Annotated in this window: 27 protein-coding genes (1 of these 27 running past the window's edge); 26 read left to right on the forward strand and 1 reads right to left on the reverse strand. The window is 47.5% G+C overall.

Going from position 1 to position 15443, the window contains the following annotated elements:
- Nucleotides 1-27: 27 nt before the first annotated feature.
- The 24 genes from rplX (at nucleotide 28) to rpsI (ending at nucleotide 13664) form a co-directional block, all read left to right on the forward strand.
- A complete protein-coding gene (gene rplX, locus AC0VYQ_RS00735; RefSeq protein ID WP_029332265.1) occupies nucleotides 28-339 on the forward strand; it encodes a 50S ribosomal protein L24 in 312 nt (103 codons plus the stop codon).
- A 31-nt stretch (nucleotides 340-370) separates the two neighbouring features.
- Nucleotides 371-910 carry a 50S ribosomal protein L5 gene (rplE, locus tag AC0VYQ_RS00740; RefSeq protein ID WP_029332266.1) on the forward strand — a complete coding sequence of 180 codons (540 nt, stop codon included), beginning with the start codon at nucleotides 371-373 and terminating at the stop codon, nucleotides 908-910.
- Between the two features lie 14 nt (nucleotides 911-924).
- The gene (gene rpsN / locus AC0VYQ_RS00745; protein WP_012369022.1) at nucleotides 925-1194 is read left to right on the forward strand and encodes a 30S ribosomal protein S14; all 270 of its coding nucleotides are present in this window, start codon (nucleotides 925-927) and stop codon (nucleotides 1192-1194) included.
- 31 nt (nucleotides 1195-1225) lie between these two features.
- On the forward strand, nucleotides 1226-1624 hold the full coding sequence (gene rpsH / locus AC0VYQ_RS00750) for a 30S ribosomal protein S8 (RefSeq protein WP_012369023.1): 399 nt from the start codon (nucleotides 1226-1228) through the stop codon (nucleotides 1622-1624).
- A 31-nt stretch (nucleotides 1625-1655) separates the two neighbouring features.
- Nucleotides 1656-2192 (forward strand): 50S ribosomal protein L6, encoded by a 537-nt coding sequence (gene rplF, locus AC0VYQ_RS00755; protein ID WP_029332267.1) that lies wholly within the window; start codon nucleotides 1656-1658, stop codon nucleotides 2190-2192.
- A gap of 37 nt (nucleotides 2193-2229) precedes the next feature.
- Nucleotides 2230-2580 carry a 50S ribosomal protein L18 gene (gene rplR, locus AC0VYQ_RS00760; RefSeq protein ID WP_029332268.1) on the forward strand — a complete coding sequence of 117 codons (351 nt, stop codon included), beginning with the start codon at nucleotides 2230-2232 and terminating at the stop codon, nucleotides 2578-2580.
- 22 nt (nucleotides 2581-2602) lie between these two features.
- On the forward strand, nucleotides 2603-3103 hold the full coding sequence (gene rpsE, locus AC0VYQ_RS00765; RefSeq protein ID WP_012369026.1) for a 30S ribosomal protein S5: 501 nt from the start codon (nucleotides 2603-2605) through the stop codon (nucleotides 3101-3103).
- An 18-nt stretch (nucleotides 3104-3121) separates the two neighbouring features.
- Nucleotides 3122-3307, forward strand: a complete 186-nt coding sequence (gene rpmD, locus AC0VYQ_RS00770) for a 50S ribosomal protein L30 (protein ID WP_012369027.1) — start codon at nucleotides 3122-3124, stop codon at nucleotides 3305-3307.
- Nucleotides 3308-3342: 35 nt separating this feature from the next.
- The gene (gene rplO, locus AC0VYQ_RS00775) at nucleotides 3343-3783 is read left to right on the forward strand and encodes a 50S ribosomal protein L15 (RefSeq protein WP_029332269.1); all 441 of its coding nucleotides are present in this window, start codon (nucleotides 3343-3345) and stop codon (nucleotides 3781-3783) included.
- Nucleotides 3783-5072 carry a preprotein translocase subunit SecY gene (gene secY, locus AC0VYQ_RS00780; protein WP_475403989.1) on the forward strand — a complete coding sequence of 430 codons (1290 nt, stop codon included), beginning with the start codon at nucleotides 3783-3785 and terminating at the stop codon, nucleotides 5070-5072. Before rplO ends, secY begins: the two co-directional genes overlap by 1 nt.
- Nucleotides 5073-5144: 72 nt before the next feature.
- Nucleotides 5145-5792, forward strand: a complete 648-nt coding sequence (locus tag AC0VYQ_RS00785) for an adenylate kinase (protein WP_026834297.1) — start codon at nucleotides 5145-5147, stop codon at nucleotides 5790-5792.
- Nucleotides 5792-6544, forward strand: a complete 753-nt coding sequence (gene map, locus AC0VYQ_RS00790) for a type I methionyl aminopeptidase (protein ID WP_029332271.1) — start codon at nucleotides 5792-5794, stop codon at nucleotides 6542-6544. The genes AC0VYQ_RS00785 and map overlap by 1 nt, the downstream gene beginning before the upstream one ends.
- A 150-nt stretch (nucleotides 6545-6694) precedes the next feature.
- Nucleotides 6695-6913: a translation initiation factor IF-1 gene (infA, locus tag AC0VYQ_RS00795; protein ID WP_012369032.1), complete on the forward strand. Its 219-nt coding sequence runs from the start codon at nucleotides 6695-6697 to the stop codon at nucleotides 6911-6913.
- Nucleotides 6914-6946: 33 nt separating this feature from the next.
- Nucleotides 6947-7060, forward strand: a complete 114-nt coding sequence (gene rpmJ / locus AC0VYQ_RS00800; protein ID WP_003156543.1) for a 50S ribosomal protein L36 — start codon at nucleotides 6947-6949, stop codon at nucleotides 7058-7060.
- Between the two features lie 20 nt (nucleotides 7061-7080).
- Complete coding sequence (gene rpsM, locus AC0VYQ_RS00805) at nucleotides 7081-7446, forward strand: 30S ribosomal protein S13 (RefSeq protein WP_012369033.1); 366 nt, start codon at nucleotides 7081-7083, stop codon at nucleotides 7444-7446.
- Between the two features lie 16 nt (nucleotides 7447-7462).
- The gene (gene rpsK, locus AC0VYQ_RS00810) at nucleotides 7463-7858 is read left to right on the forward strand and encodes a 30S ribosomal protein S11 (RefSeq protein ID WP_029332272.1); all 396 of its coding nucleotides are present in this window, start codon (nucleotides 7463-7465) and stop codon (nucleotides 7856-7858) included.
- Nucleotides 7859-7995: 137 nt separating this feature from the next.
- Entirely contained in the window at nucleotides 7996-8940 is a 945-nt protein-coding gene (locus AC0VYQ_RS00815; protein WP_029332273.1) for a DNA-directed RNA polymerase subunit alpha, read from the forward strand.
- 34 nt (nucleotides 8941-8974) lie between these two features.
- Nucleotides 8975-9346: a 50S ribosomal protein L17 gene (rplQ, locus tag AC0VYQ_RS00820; RefSeq protein WP_023466649.1), complete on the forward strand. Its 372-nt coding sequence runs from the start codon at nucleotides 8975-8977 to the stop codon at nucleotides 9344-9346.
- Nucleotides 9347-9441: 95 nt separating this feature from the next.
- Nucleotides 9442-10272 (forward strand): energy-coupling factor ABC transporter ATP-binding protein, encoded by an 831-nt coding sequence (locus AC0VYQ_RS00825; RefSeq protein WP_475403990.1) that lies wholly within the window; start codon nucleotides 9442-9444, stop codon nucleotides 10270-10272.
- Nucleotides 10260-11117, forward strand: a complete 858-nt coding sequence (locus AC0VYQ_RS00830; protein WP_029332275.1) for an energy-coupling factor transporter ATPase — start codon at nucleotides 10260-10262, stop codon at nucleotides 11115-11117. The genes AC0VYQ_RS00825 and AC0VYQ_RS00830 overlap by 13 nt, the downstream gene beginning before the upstream one ends.
- Entirely contained in the window at nucleotides 11114-11905 is a 792-nt protein-coding gene (locus tag AC0VYQ_RS00835; RefSeq protein WP_475403991.1) for an energy-coupling factor transporter transmembrane component T family protein, read from the forward strand. The genes AC0VYQ_RS00830 and AC0VYQ_RS00835 overlap by 4 nt, the downstream gene beginning before the upstream one ends.
- Nucleotides 11905-12654 (forward strand): tRNA pseudouridine(38-40) synthase TruA, encoded by a 750-nt coding sequence (truA, locus tag AC0VYQ_RS00840; protein ID WP_029332277.1) that lies wholly within the window; start codon nucleotides 11905-11907, stop codon nucleotides 12652-12654. Before AC0VYQ_RS00835 ends, truA begins: the two co-directional genes overlap by 1 nt.
- Before the next feature lie 155 nt (nucleotides 12655-12809).
- Nucleotides 12810-13247, forward strand: coding sequence for a 50S ribosomal protein L13 (gene rplM, locus AC0VYQ_RS00845; RefSeq protein WP_012369041.1), 438 nt, complete (start codon nucleotides 12810-12812; stop codon nucleotides 13245-13247).
- Between the two features lie 24 nt (nucleotides 13248-13271).
- On the forward strand, nucleotides 13272-13664 hold the full coding sequence (gene rpsI, locus AC0VYQ_RS00850; RefSeq protein ID WP_012369042.1) for a 30S ribosomal protein S9: 393 nt from the start codon (nucleotides 13272-13274) through the stop codon (nucleotides 13662-13664).
- Nucleotides 13665-13756: 92 nt separating this feature from the next.
- On the opposite strand, the gene AC0VYQ_RS00855 is transcribed toward rpsI, so the two are convergent.
- The gene (locus tag AC0VYQ_RS00855; protein WP_088836012.1) at nucleotides 13757-14047 is read right to left on the reverse strand and encodes a hypothetical protein; all 291 of its coding nucleotides are present in this window, start codon (nucleotides 14045-14047) and stop codon (nucleotides 13757-13759) included.
- Nucleotides 14048-14147: 100 nt separating this feature from the next.
- Between AC0VYQ_RS00855 and AC0VYQ_RS00860 the strand changes: the two genes are divergently transcribed.
- Together AC0VYQ_RS00860 and AC0VYQ_RS00865 are read left to right on the forward strand one after the other, a co-directional pair.
- Nucleotides 14148-14780 (forward strand): M15 family metallopeptidase, encoded by a 633-nt coding sequence (locus AC0VYQ_RS00860; protein ID WP_475403992.1) that lies wholly within the window; start codon nucleotides 14148-14150, stop codon nucleotides 14778-14780.
- 180 nt (nucleotides 14781-14960) lie between these two features.
- On the forward strand, nucleotides 14961-15443 hold the beginning of the coding sequence (locus AC0VYQ_RS00865; RefSeq protein WP_029332281.1) for an Mrp/NBP35 family ATP-binding protein. Its footprint extends 549 nt past the window's final position; 483 of the gene's 1032 nt are visible here — the first part of the coding sequence; the start codon lies at nucleotides 14961-14963; its stop codon lies beyond the right edge, outside the window.

The following is a 15443-nucleotide window of genomic DNA, read 5'->3' on the forward strand; positions in this document are numbered from 1 at the left end:
GAATTCCTACAAGGAGGTGCTCTAACGATGCATGTCAAAAAAGGTGATAAAGTTCAGGTTATGACTGGTAAAGATAAAGGCAAACAAGGCGTTATTCTTACTGCTATGCCTAAAAAAGATCGCGTTATCGTCGAAGGCGTTAACATGATCAAAAAACACACAAAACCTTCTCAACTTAACCCGCAAGGCGGAATTGTCGAGAAAGAAGCACCGATTCACGTATCGAACGTTATGCTCATCGACCCTAAGACAGGAACTCCAACACGCGTTGGTTTCACTGTGGTTGACGGCAAGAAAGTACGTATCGCTAAAAAATCGGGCGAAGCTTTAGATAAATAAGAAGATTTAAAGAAAGGAGGTCCACTTTCTGATGAACCGTTTAAAAGCTAAATACCAAGACGAAATCGTCAAAGTAATGATGGAGAAATTCAACTATACTTCTGTAATGCAAGCGCCGAAAGTCGATAAGATCGTAATCAACATGGGTGTTGGTGACGCTGTTACGAACACGAAAGCACTTGACATGGCAGTAGAAGAGCTTCAGCTCCTCACTGGTCAGAAGCCACTCATCACGAAAGCTAAGAAATCAATCGCTGGTTTCAAACTTCGTGAAGGTATGCCAATCGGTGCGAAGGTTACACTTCGCGGAGAGCGCATGTTCGAATTCCTCGACAAGTTGATCAACGTGTCACTTCCACGTGTACGTGACTTCCGTGGTGTATCGAAGAAATCATTCGATGGCCGTGGTAACTACACGCTAGGCGTGAAGGAACAATTGATCTTCCCAGAGATCGACTACGATCGCGTATCTAAAGTCCGTGGTATGGACATCGTTATCGTAACTACTGCTAATACGGATGAAGAGTCTCGTGAGCTTCTCACAGCACTCGGCATGCCATTCCAAAAATAAGGGAGGCCGCACACATGGCTAAGAAATCAATGATCGCACGTGAAGTAAAACGCCAAGCACTCGTAGAGCGCTACGCTGAACAACGCGCAGAATTGAAAGCACAAGGCGACTACATCGGCTTGAGCAAACTCCCACGTAACTCTTCAGCGGTTCGTTTACACAACCGTTGCAGTATCACTGGCCGTCCACACGGTTACATTGGTAAATTCGGTATCAGCCGTATTAAGTTCCGTGATCTTGCTCATAAAGGTCAAATCCCTGGTGTTAAAAAAGCAAGCTGGTAATTCATTAAAGTTGTGAAAGGAGGTACATCGCATGGTTATGACAGATCCGATTGCAGATATGCTTACACGCATTCGTAATGCAAACATGGTTCGCCATGAGAAGTTGGAAATGCCAGCTTCTACAATCAAACGTGAAGTCGCTGAAATCCTCAAACGTGAAGGTTTCATCCGCGATGTTGAATATCTCGAGGACAGCAAACAAGGTACGCTCCGCGTATTCCTTAAGTATGGCGCAAGCAACGAACGCGTTATCACTGGACTCAAACGTATCTCGAAACCAGGTCTTCGCGTTTACGCGAAAGCTGATGAAATCCCGAAAGTACTCGGTGGTCTCGGAATCGCTATCGTTTCAACATCTAAAGGTGTTATGACAGACAAAGAAGCTCGCCAACAAAAAGTCGGCGGCGAAGTGATCGCATACATCTGGTAATTCACGCATAAAAAGAACGGAGGTGTCTTAAATGTCACGTATTGGTAAAAAGCCGGTCGTTATCCCAGCAGGCGTTACAGTAACAGTTGAAAACAGCACAGTTACAGTAAAAGGTCCTAAAGGTGAACTCACACGTGAGTTCAACCCGACTATGGCTATCAACGTAGAAGGTAATGAATTGACTGTCGTTCGTCCAAACGACGAAAAGGCTAACCGTACAATTCACGGAACGACTCGTGCGCTTATCGCGAACATGGTCGAAGGTGTAAACAACGGTTTTGCTAAGACACTTGATATCCAAGGTGTTGGTTACCGTGCTCAAAAGCAAGGTAACAAAATCGTACTCAACCTCGGTTACTCACACCCAATCGAGTACACTCCGGAACAAGGCATTGAAGTCGAAGTTCCTACGAATACGCAAATCATCATCCGCGGAATCAACAAAGAGCGTGTTGGACACGTTGCTGCATTGATTCGTTCGTACCGTCAACCTGAGCCGTACAAAGGTAAAGGAATTCGTTACAGTGATGAAGTCGTTCGTCGTAAAGAAGGTAAAACAGGTAAGTAATTCGTTGATACGAATTGACCGGAAAGGAGTGGCATAAATGATCTCAAAGGCAGACAAAAACGCTACGCGTAAAAAGCGTCATGGTCGTGTACGTCGTACAATCATCGGGACTGCAACACGTCCACGCATGAACGTATTCCGTTCGAACAAGAACATTTACGTACAAGTCATTGACGATGCAACACATGCAACACTCGCATCTGCATCATCACTCGATCTTGAAAAAGGCAACACAGCTGACGCTGCAACAGCAGTCGGTAAGCTCGCAGCTGAACGCGCTCTTGAAAAAGGTATTGAAACAGTCGTTTTCGACCGTGGAGGATATCTCTATCATGGACGTATCAAAGCTGTAGCTGAAGCAGCTCGTGAAGCTGGTCTCAAATTCTAATAGAAAAGGAGGGAACCTCTACATGCGCCAGTTAGAAATTAACATGGATCAACTCGAAGAACGCGTTGTTACTGTAAACCGCGTCGCGAAAGTAGTAAAAGGTGGCCGTCGCTTCCGTTTTGCTGCACTCGTCGTCGTAGGTGACAAGAATGGTCACGTAGGTTTCGGTACGGGTAAAGCTCAGGAAGTGCCTGAAGCGATCCGTAAAGCAATCGAAGATGCAAAGAAAAACATGGTTAACGTTCCAATCGTTAACACTACAATTCCACACGAAATCAACGGAATTTTCGGTGCAGGTCACGTCTTCTTGAAACCTGCTTCTGAAGGTACTGGAGTCATCGCTGGTGGCCCAGTTCGTGCGGTTCTCGAATTAGCGGGAATCAACGACATTCTTTCGAAATCACTTGGATCAAGCACTCCAATCAACATGGTTCGTGCGACTGTTAAAGGTCTCACTTCACTTAAACGTGCTGAAGACGTTGCGAAACTCCGCGGTAAAACCGTCGAAGAACTTCGCGGTTAAGAAAGGGAGGGAATACAGATGGCGAAACTCGCAGTTACCCTCACACGCAGCATGATCGGTCGTCCGGAGAACCAACGCGTTACTACTCGTACGCTTGGTCTCCGTAAGATGCACCAAACGGTTGTCGTACCTGACAACGCTGCTATGCGTGGGATGATTAACCACGTGTCACACTTATTGACAGTTAAAGAAATTCAAGAGTAATAGAACGATATAATTTTATGAGGAGGTGCCCCACTATGAAACTCCATGAATTGAAACCAGCTGCTGGTTCACGTTCAGAACGCAACCGTGTAGGTCGCGGTATGTCTTCTGGTAACGGTAAGACTTCTGGCCGTGGTCACAAAGGTCAAAAAGCTCGTTCAGGCGGTGGTGTTCGTCCAGGTTTCGAAGGTGGACAAAACCCACTTTTCCGTCGTTTACCAAAACGCGGCTTCAACAACCCAACTCGTAAAGAGTTCGCGGTTATCAACCTTGACACACTTAACCGTTTTGAAGAAGGAACTGAAGTAACTCCTGAACTTCTTATCGAGACTCGCGCAGTCAAAGGTATGAAAGACGGCGTTAAGATCCTTTCAAACGGCAAGATTGAAAAGAAATTGACTGTAAAAGCTCACAAGTTCTCCGAAGCTGCGAAGCAAGCGATCGAAGCTGCCGGCGGTACGGTTGAGGTGATCTAATGTTTCAAGCGATCTCCAATATGTGGCGCGTAGCCGACATTCGTCGGCGCATTCTGTTTACTCTCGCATTGATTATCGTGTTCCGGATCGGAGCGCATATCCCAGTGCCGATGGTAAACACTGAAGTATTCAAGATTGACGACAACGGTGTTCTCGGCTTCTTGAATTCCTTCGGTGGGAATGCTTTGAAGAATTTCTCACTCTTTGCGATGGGAATCATGCCGTATATCACGGCTTCAATCGTTGTCCAACTCTTACAGATGGACGTTGTTCCAAAGTTTGCCGAATGGGCAAAACAAGGAGAGGCGGGCCGTAAGAAGTTAGCAACGGTAACGCGCTATGGAACGATCGTACTCGGCTTAGTCCAAGCGTTTGGAATCGCGCTTGGATTTAACCGTATCTACCCAGGTCTTGTCGATGAACAATTCGGCACCTGGACGTACGTTATGATTGCACTTGTTTTGACGGCTGGTACAGCGTTCTTGATGTTCCTCGGTGAACTCATCACGGAGAAGGGCATTGGTAACGGGATATCAATGATCATCTTCGCTGGGATTGTCGCAGGCTTCCCGAATGCGTTCCGCCAGATCTACGAAACAAAGCTCCAAAATGCAGGGGATGCTTTGTTCGTCAACGTGCTTTATATCGTACTGTTGCTTTTAATCATCATTGCGGTCATCGTCGGTGTCATCTATGTGCAGCAAGCTGCACGTAAGATTCCGATTCAGTACGCTAAGCGTACGGTGAACCGTACGCCAGTAGGCGGCCAATCGACACACTTGCCGATGAAGCTGAACGCTGCTGGTGTTATCCCAGTTATCTTCGCGGTGTCGTTCATGGTGACTCCACCAACGGTTGCAAGTTTCTTTGCGAGTCCGGAAACAGCGACGAAAATTCGTGACATCTTCGACTATACGAGTCCAATCGGAATGTCGATTTATGTTGCGTTGATCATCGCGTTCTCGTACTTCTACACATTCGTTCAGGTCAACCCGGAACAAATGGCAGAGAACCTTCAAAAACAAGGCGGGTACATTCCTGGTATCCGTCCTGGTAAGCAAACGGAACAATACATCACGAAGATCCTCTATCGTCTGACATTCTTCGGTTCGCTCTTCCTTGCTGTCATCGCGGTAACGCCAACGTTCTTTATTAAGTTCGCTGGTTTACCGAACTCGGTGCAAATTGGTGGAACAAGCTTGCTGATTGTCATCGGTGTAGGTCTTGAGACGATGAAACAGATTGAAAGTCAACTGGTTAAACGACACTACAAAGGCTTTATCCGATAAGGCGGGAGGAAGGGGACCATCCCTTTCCTTTCTGTTGTGTCTATAGAGTCTATAGAAGTGGAGGCTACCGACATGAATCTTGTATTGATGGGCTTGCCGGGTGCTGGAAAAGGGACGCAGGCTGCGAAAATTATCGAAGACTACGCCATTCCACACATCTCGACAGGCGACATGTTCCGCGCGGCGATCAAAGATCAAACACCGCTCGGGCAGGAAGCGAAATCGTACATGGATAAAGGGGAACTCGTTCCGGATGAAGTCACAATCGGCATCGTACGTGAACGTCTCGCCAAAGAAGACTGTGCAAATGGTTTTCTTCTTGACGGTTTCCCACGCACAGTGAAACAAGCAGATGCTCTTGAAGCATTACTTGCGGATCTTAACAAACAAATCGATCACGTCATTCACATCGGTGTCAACCCGGAGAAACTTGTCCCTCGTTTGACAGGCCGCCGGATTTGCCCGACATGTGGAGCAACGTATCACGTCATCTATAACCCACCAAAAGTGGAAGGTGTCTGTGATATCGACGGATCAGCACTTGTTCAACGTGAAGATGATCAAGAAGAAACGGTTCGCCGTCGTCTTGAAGTCAACGTCGCGCAAGCGCAACCTTTGATTGACTTTTACGCTGAAAAAGGGTATCTTCGTAATTTGGACGGTGATCGTCCGATTAATGAAGTTTACTCCGATGTTCAAGCACTTCTTGGTGGTCAGTAATGATCATTACGAAAGCGCCGCGTGAAATCGACATTATGCGTAAGGCAGGACAAATCGTCGCTCGGACGCATAAGGAGCTTAAAGCTCACATTCGTCCAGGCATCACGACGGGGCAACTCGACGCGATCGCTGAACGTTATATTCGAAGTCAAGGGGCAACACCATCGTTTAAAGGTTATAATGGGTTTACTGGTAGCATCTGCGCATCAGTAAATGAAGAACTTGTCCATGGTATTCCGGGTGACCGCGTACTCCACGATGGAGACATCATCTCGATTGATATCGGGGCGGAGTATAATGGATATCACGGAGATTCAGCCTGGACATATCCGGTCGGTACAATCTCTGAAGAGACAAAGCAGTTACTTGACGTAACTGAAGAATCTCTGTATAAAGGATTGGAGCGCGCCAAAGCTGGTGTGCACCTGACAGATATTTCGCATGCGATTCAGTCACATGTCGAAGCAGCGAATTTTTCTGTAGTCCGCGAATATGTGGGCCACGGCGTGGGACAAAATTTGCATGAAGATCCGCAAATCCCACATTATGGACCACCGGGGAAAGGGCCGCGCCTGAAAACCGGCATGACACTGGCGATTGAGCCAATGGTCAACGTCGGGAAACGCTATGTTCGCACACTATCCGACAATTGGACGGTAGTGACAGTGGACGGTAGCATGTGCGCCCACTTTGAGCACACCATCGCCATCACAGACGACGGCTACGAGATCTTAACGGTCGATGCAGAGTGAGCTGTGCGCGTTATTGGTGTCACCTTTCTATAAGCCGCTATCCACTCGTGTTTGTGACCGATGATCTCTCAACGGCTACTGTAGAAAGCCCCTAAGCGCTACAAATCGTCTGGGCTCCCAATCAACTTTATAGAGAAAGGGGTATAATTGATGGCGAAACAAGATGTAATCGAAGTGGAAGGTACGGTTATCGAACCACTTCCAAATGCGATGTTTAAGGTGGAGTTAGAAAACGGCCACACGGTCCTCGCGCACGTCTCAGGAAAAATTCGGATGCACTTCATTCGGATCTTACCAGGAGATAAAGTAACAGTTGAGTTGTCACCATACGACTTAACTCGCGGACGGATCACATACCGTTTCAAATAAAAACTCCGATTTTTTCAGGAGGAGGTATTCACAATGAAAGTAAGACCTTCGGTTAAACCGATCTGTGAAAAGTGTAAAGTTATCCGCCGTAAAGGCAAAGTAATGGTTATTTGCGAAAACCCTAAGCATAAACAAAAACAAGGGTAATTAAACAAGGAGGTGCACACATGGCACGTATTGCTGGTGTAGATATTCCACGTGAGAAACGCATCGTTATCTCACTCACTTACATCTATGGTGTTGGTAAAACGACTGCTCAGAAAGTCTTGAAAGAAGCTGGTATCTCTGAAGATACTCGTACTCGTGAATTGACTGAAGAACAACTCAACCAACTTCGTGATGGTTTAGATAAAGTAAAAGTTGAGGGTGACCTTCGTCGTGAAATCTCACTCAACATCAAACGTTTGATCGAAATCGGTTGCTACCGTGGTGTTCGTCACCGTCGTGGTCTTCCAGTTCGTGGTCAAAACACTAAAAACAACTCGCGTACTCGTAAAGGCCCACGCCGTACAGTAGCGAACAAGAAGAAGTAAGGGAGGGTAAACTAATATGGCAAAACGTAAACAGAACGTTCGTAGTAAACGTAAAGTCAAAAAGAATATTGAGTCTGGTATCGTGCATATCCGTTCAACATTCAACAACACAATCGTTACGATCACTGATGTGCAAGGGAATGCAATCTCTTGGGCAACTGCAGGTAACATGGGCTTCAAAGGCTCACGTAAATCGACTCCATTCGCAGCACAACTTGCTTCTGAAACAGCTGCAAAAACTGCAATGGACAACGGTATGCGTACTGTAGAAGTCAACGTTAAAGGTCCTGGTGCAGGTCGTGAAGCTGCTATCCGTGCGCTTCAAGCAATCGGTCTCGAAGTTACAGCGATCCGTGACGTAACTCCAGTTCCACACAACGGTTGCCGCCCTCCAAAACGTCGTCGCGTGTAACCCGTCTTGTACTGCAAAGCGGGAAATCGAGTAGACTTTTGTTGATCGTTTGACCAAATCAAGCAGTAGACACGTACACGAGACGGTTGGCGATTGAACGCGATGGCCAACAGGACGATATTCAAGGAGGGGTTCAGATGATCGAAATCGAAAAACCGAAGATTGAAACGGTCGAATTAAGCGAAAACGCTACGTTTGGTAAATTCGTAGTAGAACCGCTTGAGCGTGGATTCGGTACAACGCTTGGTAACTCATTGCGTCGTATCCTATTATCTTCACTTCCGGGTGCTGCAGTCACTGCAGTCCAAATCGATGGCGTTCTTCATGAGTTCTCGACGATTGATGGCGTTGTAGAAGACGTTACCCAAATCATCTTGAACCTTAAGAAACTCGCCCTCAAAGTTTACTCGGAAGAAGAGAAAACACTTGAGATCGATATTCAAGGCGCTGGCGTTGTTACTGCGGCAAACATTACGCATGACAGCGACGTCGAAATCCTCAACCCAGAACTTCACATTGCAACACTTGCAGAAGGTGCATCACTTCATATGCGTCTGACAGCTCGTCGCGGTCGTGGGTATGTTCAGGCTGAAGATAACAAACGGGACGATATGCCAATCGGTGTGATCCCAATTGATTCGATTTACACGCCAATTCAACGTGTAAACTATCAAGTTGAAAAAACACGTGTCGGTCAAGATGCGAGCTTCGATAAATTGACGCTTGATGTTTGGACGGACGGTTCAATCCGCCCTGAAGAAGCAGTGTCACTCGGTGCGAAAATCATGACAGAACACTTAAACATCTTTGTTGGTCTTACGGACGAAGCGCTCCATGCCGAAATCATGGTCGAAAAGGAAGAAGATCAAAAAGAAAAAGTACTTGAAATGACGATCGAAGAACTCGATCTTTCAGTTCGTTCGTACAACTGTTTGAAACGCGCTGGTATCAATACGGTTCAAGAACTCGCGAATAAGAGCGAAGACGAGATGATGAAAGTTCGTAACCTCGGACGTAAATCACTCGAAGAAGTTCAAGCGAAGCTCGACGAACTCGGACTTGGTTTGCGTAAAGAAGACTAAAAACTATTAATTGCACGAAGGAGGGAATCCATCCATGGCATACTCGAAATTAGGCCGTACAAGCTCACAACGTAAGGCACTTTTGCGTGACCTTGCGACTGATCTCATCATCAATGAGCGTATCCAAACTACAGAACAAAAAGCGAAGGAACTTCGTCCAGTCGTTGAGAAACTCATCACTTTAGGTAAACGCGGTGATCTCCACGCTCGTCGTCAAGTTGCATCGTTCGTTCGCCGTGAAGCTGCTGGTCAAAACGCAGAGGGCAAAGCACAAGACGCGATCCAAAAATTATTCGCTGATGTTGCTCCACGTTTTGCTGAGCGTCAAGGTGGTTACACACGCATCATGAAAATGGGACCACGTCGTGGTGACGGCGCAGAAATGGTCATCATCGAACTCGTTTAATTTTTAAATGATTCGTTATAAAAGGGCAGTGCGTAACTCGCTTCTGCCCTTTTGTTACAAATGGAATTAATTGATTTGATGAAGGAGGAGTAGACATGACGAAGCTAATTGAACTGGATCACGTTACGTATCGGTATCCAGAACAGGAACAAGCTGCGTTACAAGATGTCTCTCTGACGATTCATTCTGGTGAATGGGTCGCAATCGTTGGACACAACGGCTCTGGAAAATCAACGCTGACTAAATTGTTTAATGGCTTGTTGCTTCCTGAATCAGGAACGGTGACCGTAGGCGAGACATTCTCGAGTGCGAATCCGGAGCAACTATGGGAGATGCGCCGGGCAATCGGCATCGTCTTTCAAAATCCAGATAATCAATTTGTTGGCACGACCGTGCGCGACGACGTGGCATTTGCCCTTGAAAATTGGGGTGTGCCACGCGAGGAAATGGTTCGTCGTATTGACGACAGTCTAGCGCGCGTTGGCCTTACGGATTTTGTTGATCGGGAACCCCATCAACTATCCGGCGGACAGAAGCAGCGTGTCGCAATTGCTTCGGCACTTGCGATGCGCCCTGATGTTCTCGTGCTTGATGAAGCAACATCGATGCTTGATCCACTCGCACGTGAAGAGGTTATGTCGACCGTTCAAGAATTATATGAACGACATCCGATGGCGGTAGTCGCCATTACACATGAATTAGACGAGGTCTTACAGGCCAGTCGTGTCATCGTGATGGATGCCGGGAAAATCGTATTAGAAGGTACACCTCAAGAAGTCTTTGCGAAATTGGCGTTTCTCCAAGAAATCGGTCTCGATGTTCCTTTCATCGTTCGAGTTCAGGAGCAATTGCGGGCGCGAGGTCTCTCGTATGGGGACACGATACTAGATGAAAGTGAATTGGTGAACCGCTTATGCCAATCCTAATCCAGGAATTGAACTATACGTACCAACTTAATAGTCCGTTCGAACGAGTCGCGCTGCGTGATGTGAATCTTGAGATTCCGTCAGGGGCGCTTGTTGCGTTTGTAGGGCACACTGGGTCTGGGAAGTCGACGCTCGTCCAGCACATCAACGGATTGCTGAAACCGACGAGAGGAAAAGTCCAAGTCGATGACATCATCATTGAACCAAAACGAAAACAAGATTTAAAGGCACTACGAAAACGTGTCGGTCTCGTCTTTCAGTATCCGGAGTACCAGCTGTTTGAAGAAACGGTCTTAAAGGATGTCATGTTCGGTCCGATGAACTTCGGGCATGAGCAGGAAGAGGCGGAACGGCTCGCAAAAGAGGCATTACGCACAGTAGGGCTAGACGAAGTCTTCTGGTCCCGATCGCCGTTTGACTTGTCTGGTGGGCAAATGAGGCGTGTTGCGATCGCAGGCGTACTCGCTAGTCAACCAGACGTGTTGATCGTCGACGAACCGACCGCTGGACTCGATCCGCAAGGACGTAAGCAAATGTTGAGTCTTTTCGCTCGACTTCACGCGGAAACGGGTTTGACATTACTCTTGATTACGCATGATATGGATCAAGTGCTCGAGTATACGAATCGTGTCGTCGTCATGGAGCATGGACAAGTCGCATATGACGGCGAGCCGATTGGATTATTCCAACAGGCGGAATTGCTGAAGCAGTTCCATCTTGATCTGCCGCACGTCTTGGCACTTGCCTGGCCGGTGGCAGACCGACTCGGACTTTCGCGTCCGAACTTACGAACGGAGCCGGAAGTCGTGGATTGGATTTTACAGGTACAGGGGGGACGTATATGATCGTCGGACAACATATTCCGGGTACGTCCTATCTTCATCGTTCTTCTGCGCTTGCAAAAATTATTTTTGCATTTTGTTTCATCCCGCTCGTGTTCCTCGCGAACAATGCAGCGACGAACATTTTTTTACTCATCTTTACGTTTTTAGCGTTAGCGAGTAGTAAATTGCCACTCCGCTACGTCTTGAAGGGCTTACGTCCGATTCTTTTCCTAATCGTCTTCACCTTCGTCGTTCAACTGTTCTTTACGCGGGAAGGAACCGTCTTGTTCGAATTTGGATGGTTTAAAATTTATTCGGAAGGTCTGCGTCTCGCCATCATCGTCTCGCTCCGCTTCTTCTATTTGGTCTCGATCACGACACTCGTCACCTTGACGACGTCACCAATCGAGCTGACAGATGCAATTGAGTTGCTTTTGAAGCCATTCAAGGTCGTCCGCGTTCCGACGCATGAGATTGCCTTGATGCTCTCGATTTCGCTGCGGTTCTTACCGACACTGGCAGAAGAGACGGAGAAGATCATGAAAGCACAGCAGGCACGTGGTGTTGATTTAGCGGCAGGACCGATTAAAGAGCGTCTGCGGGCAATCATCCCACTTTTGATTCCATTGTTCATCTCGGCCTTTAAGCGGGCAGAGGACCTCGCGATTGCGATGGAAGCACGCGGCTACCGTGGGGGAGAGGGACGGACGCGTCTCCGGGAATCGAAATGGACGGCACGTGATACCGGTTTGATGGGTCTCCTCGTCGTCGTCGCGCTCCTGCTTGTTTACTTACGGGGAGGTTTCTGATGCGACGTTTTAAATGTACGATTCAATATGACGGGACGGGTTACTCTGGTTACCAAGTCCAACCGAATGGTGTAACGATCCAGGAGGTCGTCGAGAAGACGCTTGCGCGGATGCACAAGCACCCGGTCAAGGTGATTGGATCAGGGCGTACAGACGCTCGTGTGCACGCACAGGGGCAAGTCATCCATTTCGATACGGAACTTGCGATTGCGCCGGACAGCATGGTCAAGGCCTTAAATACGTTATTACCGGACGATATTCGTGTCCGGGACTGTAAAGAGGTCGCTTCTGACTTCGAAGCAAGGTATGATGTAGTGGGGAAAGAGTACCGGTACTTCGTACGCCGGACCGAAGATGCGTTTCGACGTCATCAATCGGTATTGATTCCGTACGCGCTTGATCTCGACGTGATGCGTCAAGCGATGACGTATTTAGTCGGCACCCATGATTTCAGTTCGTTTTGTGTCGCGAAGACGGAAACGGATAATCGGATCCGGACGATTTATGAAGCGGAGTTGATTGAGTACGGGGAAGAGCTGATCTTTCGGTTTAAAGGAAGCGGTTTTCTCTATAATCAGATTCGTATCATGGTCGGGACTTTGTTTGATGTCGGACGCGGACGTTTTGCCGCTACGGACATCAAGAAGATGCTTGCCGCGAAGGATCGAAACGTCGCTGGTGTGACGGCACCACCGCACGGGTTGTACCTTTGGGAAGTTTTCTACCCAGAGTCTAAAAAAGGCATTTGACATTAGCCGCTAAAAAACATACAATGTTTATTGGCATTTCATTTATTATGAAACCACAATCTTAGCCCCGTACACCTAAGATTCTGATAGATTCACACAGTGAATAAATGAAAAATCAAAAAAGAAACTTTTAAATTCCTTAGGAGGTATTTTACATGCGCACAACTTTCATGGCGAAAGCTACTGATGTAGAACGCAAATGGCTCCTTATCGACGCAGAAGGCAAAACACTCGGTCGTCTTTCGAGCGAAGTGGCTTCACTTCTCCGCGGTAAGCACAAACCTACGTTCACACCACACGTTGACTGTGGGGATCACGTTATCCTCATCAACGTTGAGAAAATCGTATTAACTGGTAACAAACTCGACAAAAAGGTCTACTACCGTCACTCTGGTCATCCAGGCGGCTTGAAGCAGACTGTCGCACGCGACTTACTCGCTAACAAACCTGAGCGTATGCTTGAACTCGCGATCAAAGGGATGCTTCCAAAAGGTAGCCTCGGTCGTCAAATGTTCAACAAACTCCACGTTTACGCTGGAGATACTCATAAGCAAGAAGCACAACAACCAGAAGTTTACGAACTTCGCGGTTAATACGAATTTAGGAGGAACTACACGATGGCAGATGTACGTTACTACGGCACTGGTCGCCGTAAACACGCGGCAGCTCGCGTTTTCCTCGTTGCTGGAGACGGTAAAGTCACAGTTAACGGGCGCGATATCAGCGAATACTTCGGTTATGAAACTTTAATCATGACTGCAAAAGAACCACTTGTACTCACAGAAACAGAAGGTAAATACGATATCATGGTAACGGTCAAAGGCGGCGGCTTCACTGGTCAAGCAGGCGCTATCCGTCACGGTATCTCACGTGCACTTCTTCAAGCGGATCCAGATTTCCGTGGAACACTTAAAGCTAAAGGCTTCTTAACACGCGATGCTCGTATGAAAGAACGTAAAAAATACGGTCTTAAAGCAGCACGTCGTGCGCCTCAGTTCTCAAAACGTTAATCGTTTTATCTCTCATCCTTACGGGTGGGAGATTTTTTTATGCCAAAAGACCGCTCTCTAATTAAAAAAGCGGTCAAGCAACTGTCTGCCGTTCAAAACGTACGTCGTCGTATTGTTCGGATGAGGAATAAGAGTGCTGTGAGAGCAACAAACGTCAGCGGGATACTCCAGAGGAACAGATGCTGTAAAAATGCAAGAGGATCATTCGCCGTCTGTGAACCGACTGTACCGGTAAAAGACGTCTCCTGACTTAACACCGTGCTGTTTTCAGGGAGAGCGGGTTGATAAGCTACATTTGCTTCATGCCCTGCATAAAAGTAAATCGCATAGCCGATATGTAAGAAGACTGTGATGACGCTTGCGAAGACTAACATTTTTTTCATCAAAAAACTCCTTTTTCCGAATGCTTGGTGAGGATAAGTCCATCGTTAAGTATACCGGATTCTGTTTTCGGGAACAGAGGAGAAAGGAGTGTGGTGAAAGATGACACTATCAGTCAGTTGGTTGCTCGAACGAGCCAATCGAAAACTGAATGTTCCCGGACTCTCGCCGGAAGTCGTCCGAAAGACACGCCAAGTCATCCGGGAACTCCATGTCAAAGGAATTTATGTCGGAGTGGTCCAAGGCTTCCGTTCCTATGCCGAGCAGGAGAAACTCTATGCGCAAGGACGAACGACGCCGGGAGCGATTGTCACGCATGCCCGTGGAGGACAATCAAATCATAACCGCGGGATTGCCGTTGATCTGTTTCAATACTCCATGGACGGAACGGAAGCGATCTTTAATACCGATGCCAACTTTCAACAAATCGTCCAGGCAATGAAACGGCAAGGTTTTTCCTGGGGCGGAGATTGGAGTGGATTTAAAGATTATCCGCACTTTGAGTTAAATACAGTGACGACGGATGTTTTAGTGCCTTATCCGGGACAGCCGCTCTATCGAGGGGCCGTCCAGATGAACAGTCGGGACATCGAGCGGATTCAGCGGGCGGTCAAGGCAACCGTCACGAAACGATTTGATGTAGAGACGGTTGAAAAGGTCCGTGCCTACCAAGCACGTCAAGGATTAGCAGTTGACGGAGTCGTCGGACCGGCAACCTGGAATCGGATGTTTTAACAGATCGGGAGATCCCTTTTAGCGACAGCGCGGAGGAGATCTCTTTTTTTGAAGCTGCTGGACTGATTCTTCCGGGTCGACAAGGAAATGTCATCCTTTATGAGCCGAAATGTGCAAGCGCTATCTTATTTTTGTTATACTGAAATGGAATAAATCGAACGTTCTCAGGGGGAAGGCACTATGTTGAATGAACAAGAAATTCGCGAGGTAGTCGGACAGTTAATTGATCCGACGATCGAACGCTCGCTTGCAGATACGAACGGGATTCGTGATGTCCGAATCAAAGGAGACTACGTCAGCCTGAAAATCGCACTTGCGCAAGCAGGTTCAGGTGAACAGTTGACGTTACAACAAGAAATCGTTAAAGAGTTAAAAGAAAAAGGCTTCAAGACGGTCGGACTTCGTTTCGAGGCACTCGGCGATCACGGGATTCAGGCAGCGACGACACCATCGATTCTTAAACCGGAGTCAGGGACGACGTTCATCGCGATCGCTTCTGGTAAAGGGGGCGTCGGAAAATCGACGGTTTCCGTCAACCTCGCAGTTGCCCTTGCACGGGCAGGTAAAAAAGTCGGTTTGATCGACGCGGATATCTATGGTTTTAGTGTTCCGGATATGATGGGAATTGAAACACGACCGACCGTCGTCAATGACCGGATCATT

It is taken from the genome of Exiguobacterium sp. QJM3NY_9, assembly GCF_056173545.1.

Excerpts from the sequence above, each read along its gene's own strand:
- rplX (WP_029332265.1), top strand. The coding sequence starts at position 28 with ATGCATGTCAAAAAAGGTGATAAAGTTCAGGTTATGACTGGTAAAGAT.
- rplE (WP_029332266.1), top strand. The coding sequence starts at position 371 with ATGAACCGTTTAAAAGCTAAATACCAAGACGAAATCGTCAAAGTAATG.
- rpsN (WP_012369022.1), top strand. The coding sequence starts at position 925 with ATGGCTAAGAAATCAATGATCGCACGTGAAGTAAAACGCCAAGCACTC.
- rpsH (WP_012369023.1), top strand. The coding sequence starts at position 1,226 with ATGGTTATGACAGATCCGATTGCAGATATGCTTACACGCATTCGTAAT.
- rplF (WP_029332267.1), top strand. The coding sequence starts at position 1,656 with ATGTCACGTATTGGTAAAAAGCCGGTCGTTATCCCAGCAGGCGTTACA.
- rplR (WP_029332268.1), top strand. The coding sequence starts at position 2,230 with ATGATCTCAAAGGCAGACAAAAACGCTACGCGTAAAAAGCGTCATGGT.
- rpsE (WP_012369026.1), top strand. The coding sequence starts at position 2,603 with ATGCGCCAGTTAGAAATTAACATGGATCAACTCGAAGAACGCGTTGTT.
- rpmD (WP_012369027.1), top strand. The coding sequence starts at position 3,122 with ATGGCGAAACTCGCAGTTACCCTCACACGCAGCATGATCGGTCGTCCG.
- rplO (WP_029332269.1), top strand. The coding sequence starts at position 3,343 with ATGAAACTCCATGAATTGAAACCAGCTGCTGGTTCACGTTCAGAACGC.
- secY (WP_475403989.1), top strand. The coding sequence starts at position 3,783 with ATGTTTCAAGCGATCTCCAATATGTGGCGCGTAGCCGACATTCGTCGG.
- AC0VYQ_RS00785 (WP_026834297.1), top strand. The coding sequence starts at position 5,145 with ATGAATCTTGTATTGATGGGCTTGCCGGGTGCTGGAAAAGGGACGCAG.
- map (WP_029332271.1), top strand. The coding sequence starts at position 5,792 with ATGATCATTACGAAAGCGCCGCGTGAAATCGACATTATGCGTAAGGCA.
- infA (WP_012369032.1), top strand. The coding sequence starts at position 6,695 with ATGGCGAAACAAGATGTAATCGAAGTGGAAGGTACGGTTATCGAACCA.
- rpmJ (WP_003156543.1), top strand. The coding sequence starts at position 6,947 with ATGAAAGTAAGACCTTCGGTTAAACCGATCTGTGAAAAGTGTAAAGTT.
- rpsM (WP_012369033.1), top strand. The coding sequence starts at position 7,081 with ATGGCACGTATTGCTGGTGTAGATATTCCACGTGAGAAACGCATCGTT.
- rpsK (WP_029332272.1), top strand. The coding sequence starts at position 7,463 with ATGGCAAAACGTAAACAGAACGTTCGTAGTAAACGTAAAGTCAAAAAG.
- AC0VYQ_RS00815 (WP_029332273.1), top strand. The coding sequence starts at position 7,996 with ATGATCGAAATCGAAAAACCGAAGATTGAAACGGTCGAATTAAGCGAA.
- rplQ (WP_023466649.1), top strand. The coding sequence starts at position 8,975 with ATGGCATACTCGAAATTAGGCCGTACAAGCTCACAACGTAAGGCACTT.
- AC0VYQ_RS00825 (WP_475403990.1), top strand. The coding sequence starts at position 9,442 with ATGACGAAGCTAATTGAACTGGATCACGTTACGTATCGGTATCCAGAA.
- AC0VYQ_RS00830 (WP_029332275.1), top strand. The coding sequence starts at position 10,260 with ATGCCAATCCTAATCCAGGAATTGAACTATACGTACCAACTTAATAGT.
- AC0VYQ_RS00835 (WP_475403991.1), top strand. The coding sequence starts at position 11,114 with ATGATCGTCGGACAACATATTCCGGGTACGTCCTATCTTCATCGTTCT.
- truA (WP_029332277.1), top strand. The coding sequence starts at position 11,905 with ATGCGACGTTTTAAATGTACGATTCAATATGACGGGACGGGTTACTCT.
- rplM (WP_012369041.1), top strand. The coding sequence starts at position 12,810 with ATGCGCACAACTTTCATGGCGAAAGCTACTGATGTAGAACGCAAATGG.
- rpsI (WP_012369042.1), top strand. The coding sequence starts at position 13,272 with ATGGCAGATGTACGTTACTACGGCACTGGTCGCCGTAAACACGCGGCA.
- AC0VYQ_RS00855 (WP_088836012.1), bottom strand. The coding sequence starts at position 14,047 with ATGAAAAAAATGTTAGTCTTCGCAAGCGTCATCACAGTCTTCTTACAT.
- AC0VYQ_RS00860 (WP_475403992.1), top strand. The coding sequence starts at position 14,148 with ATGACACTATCAGTCAGTTGGTTGCTCGAACGAGCCAATCGAAAACTG.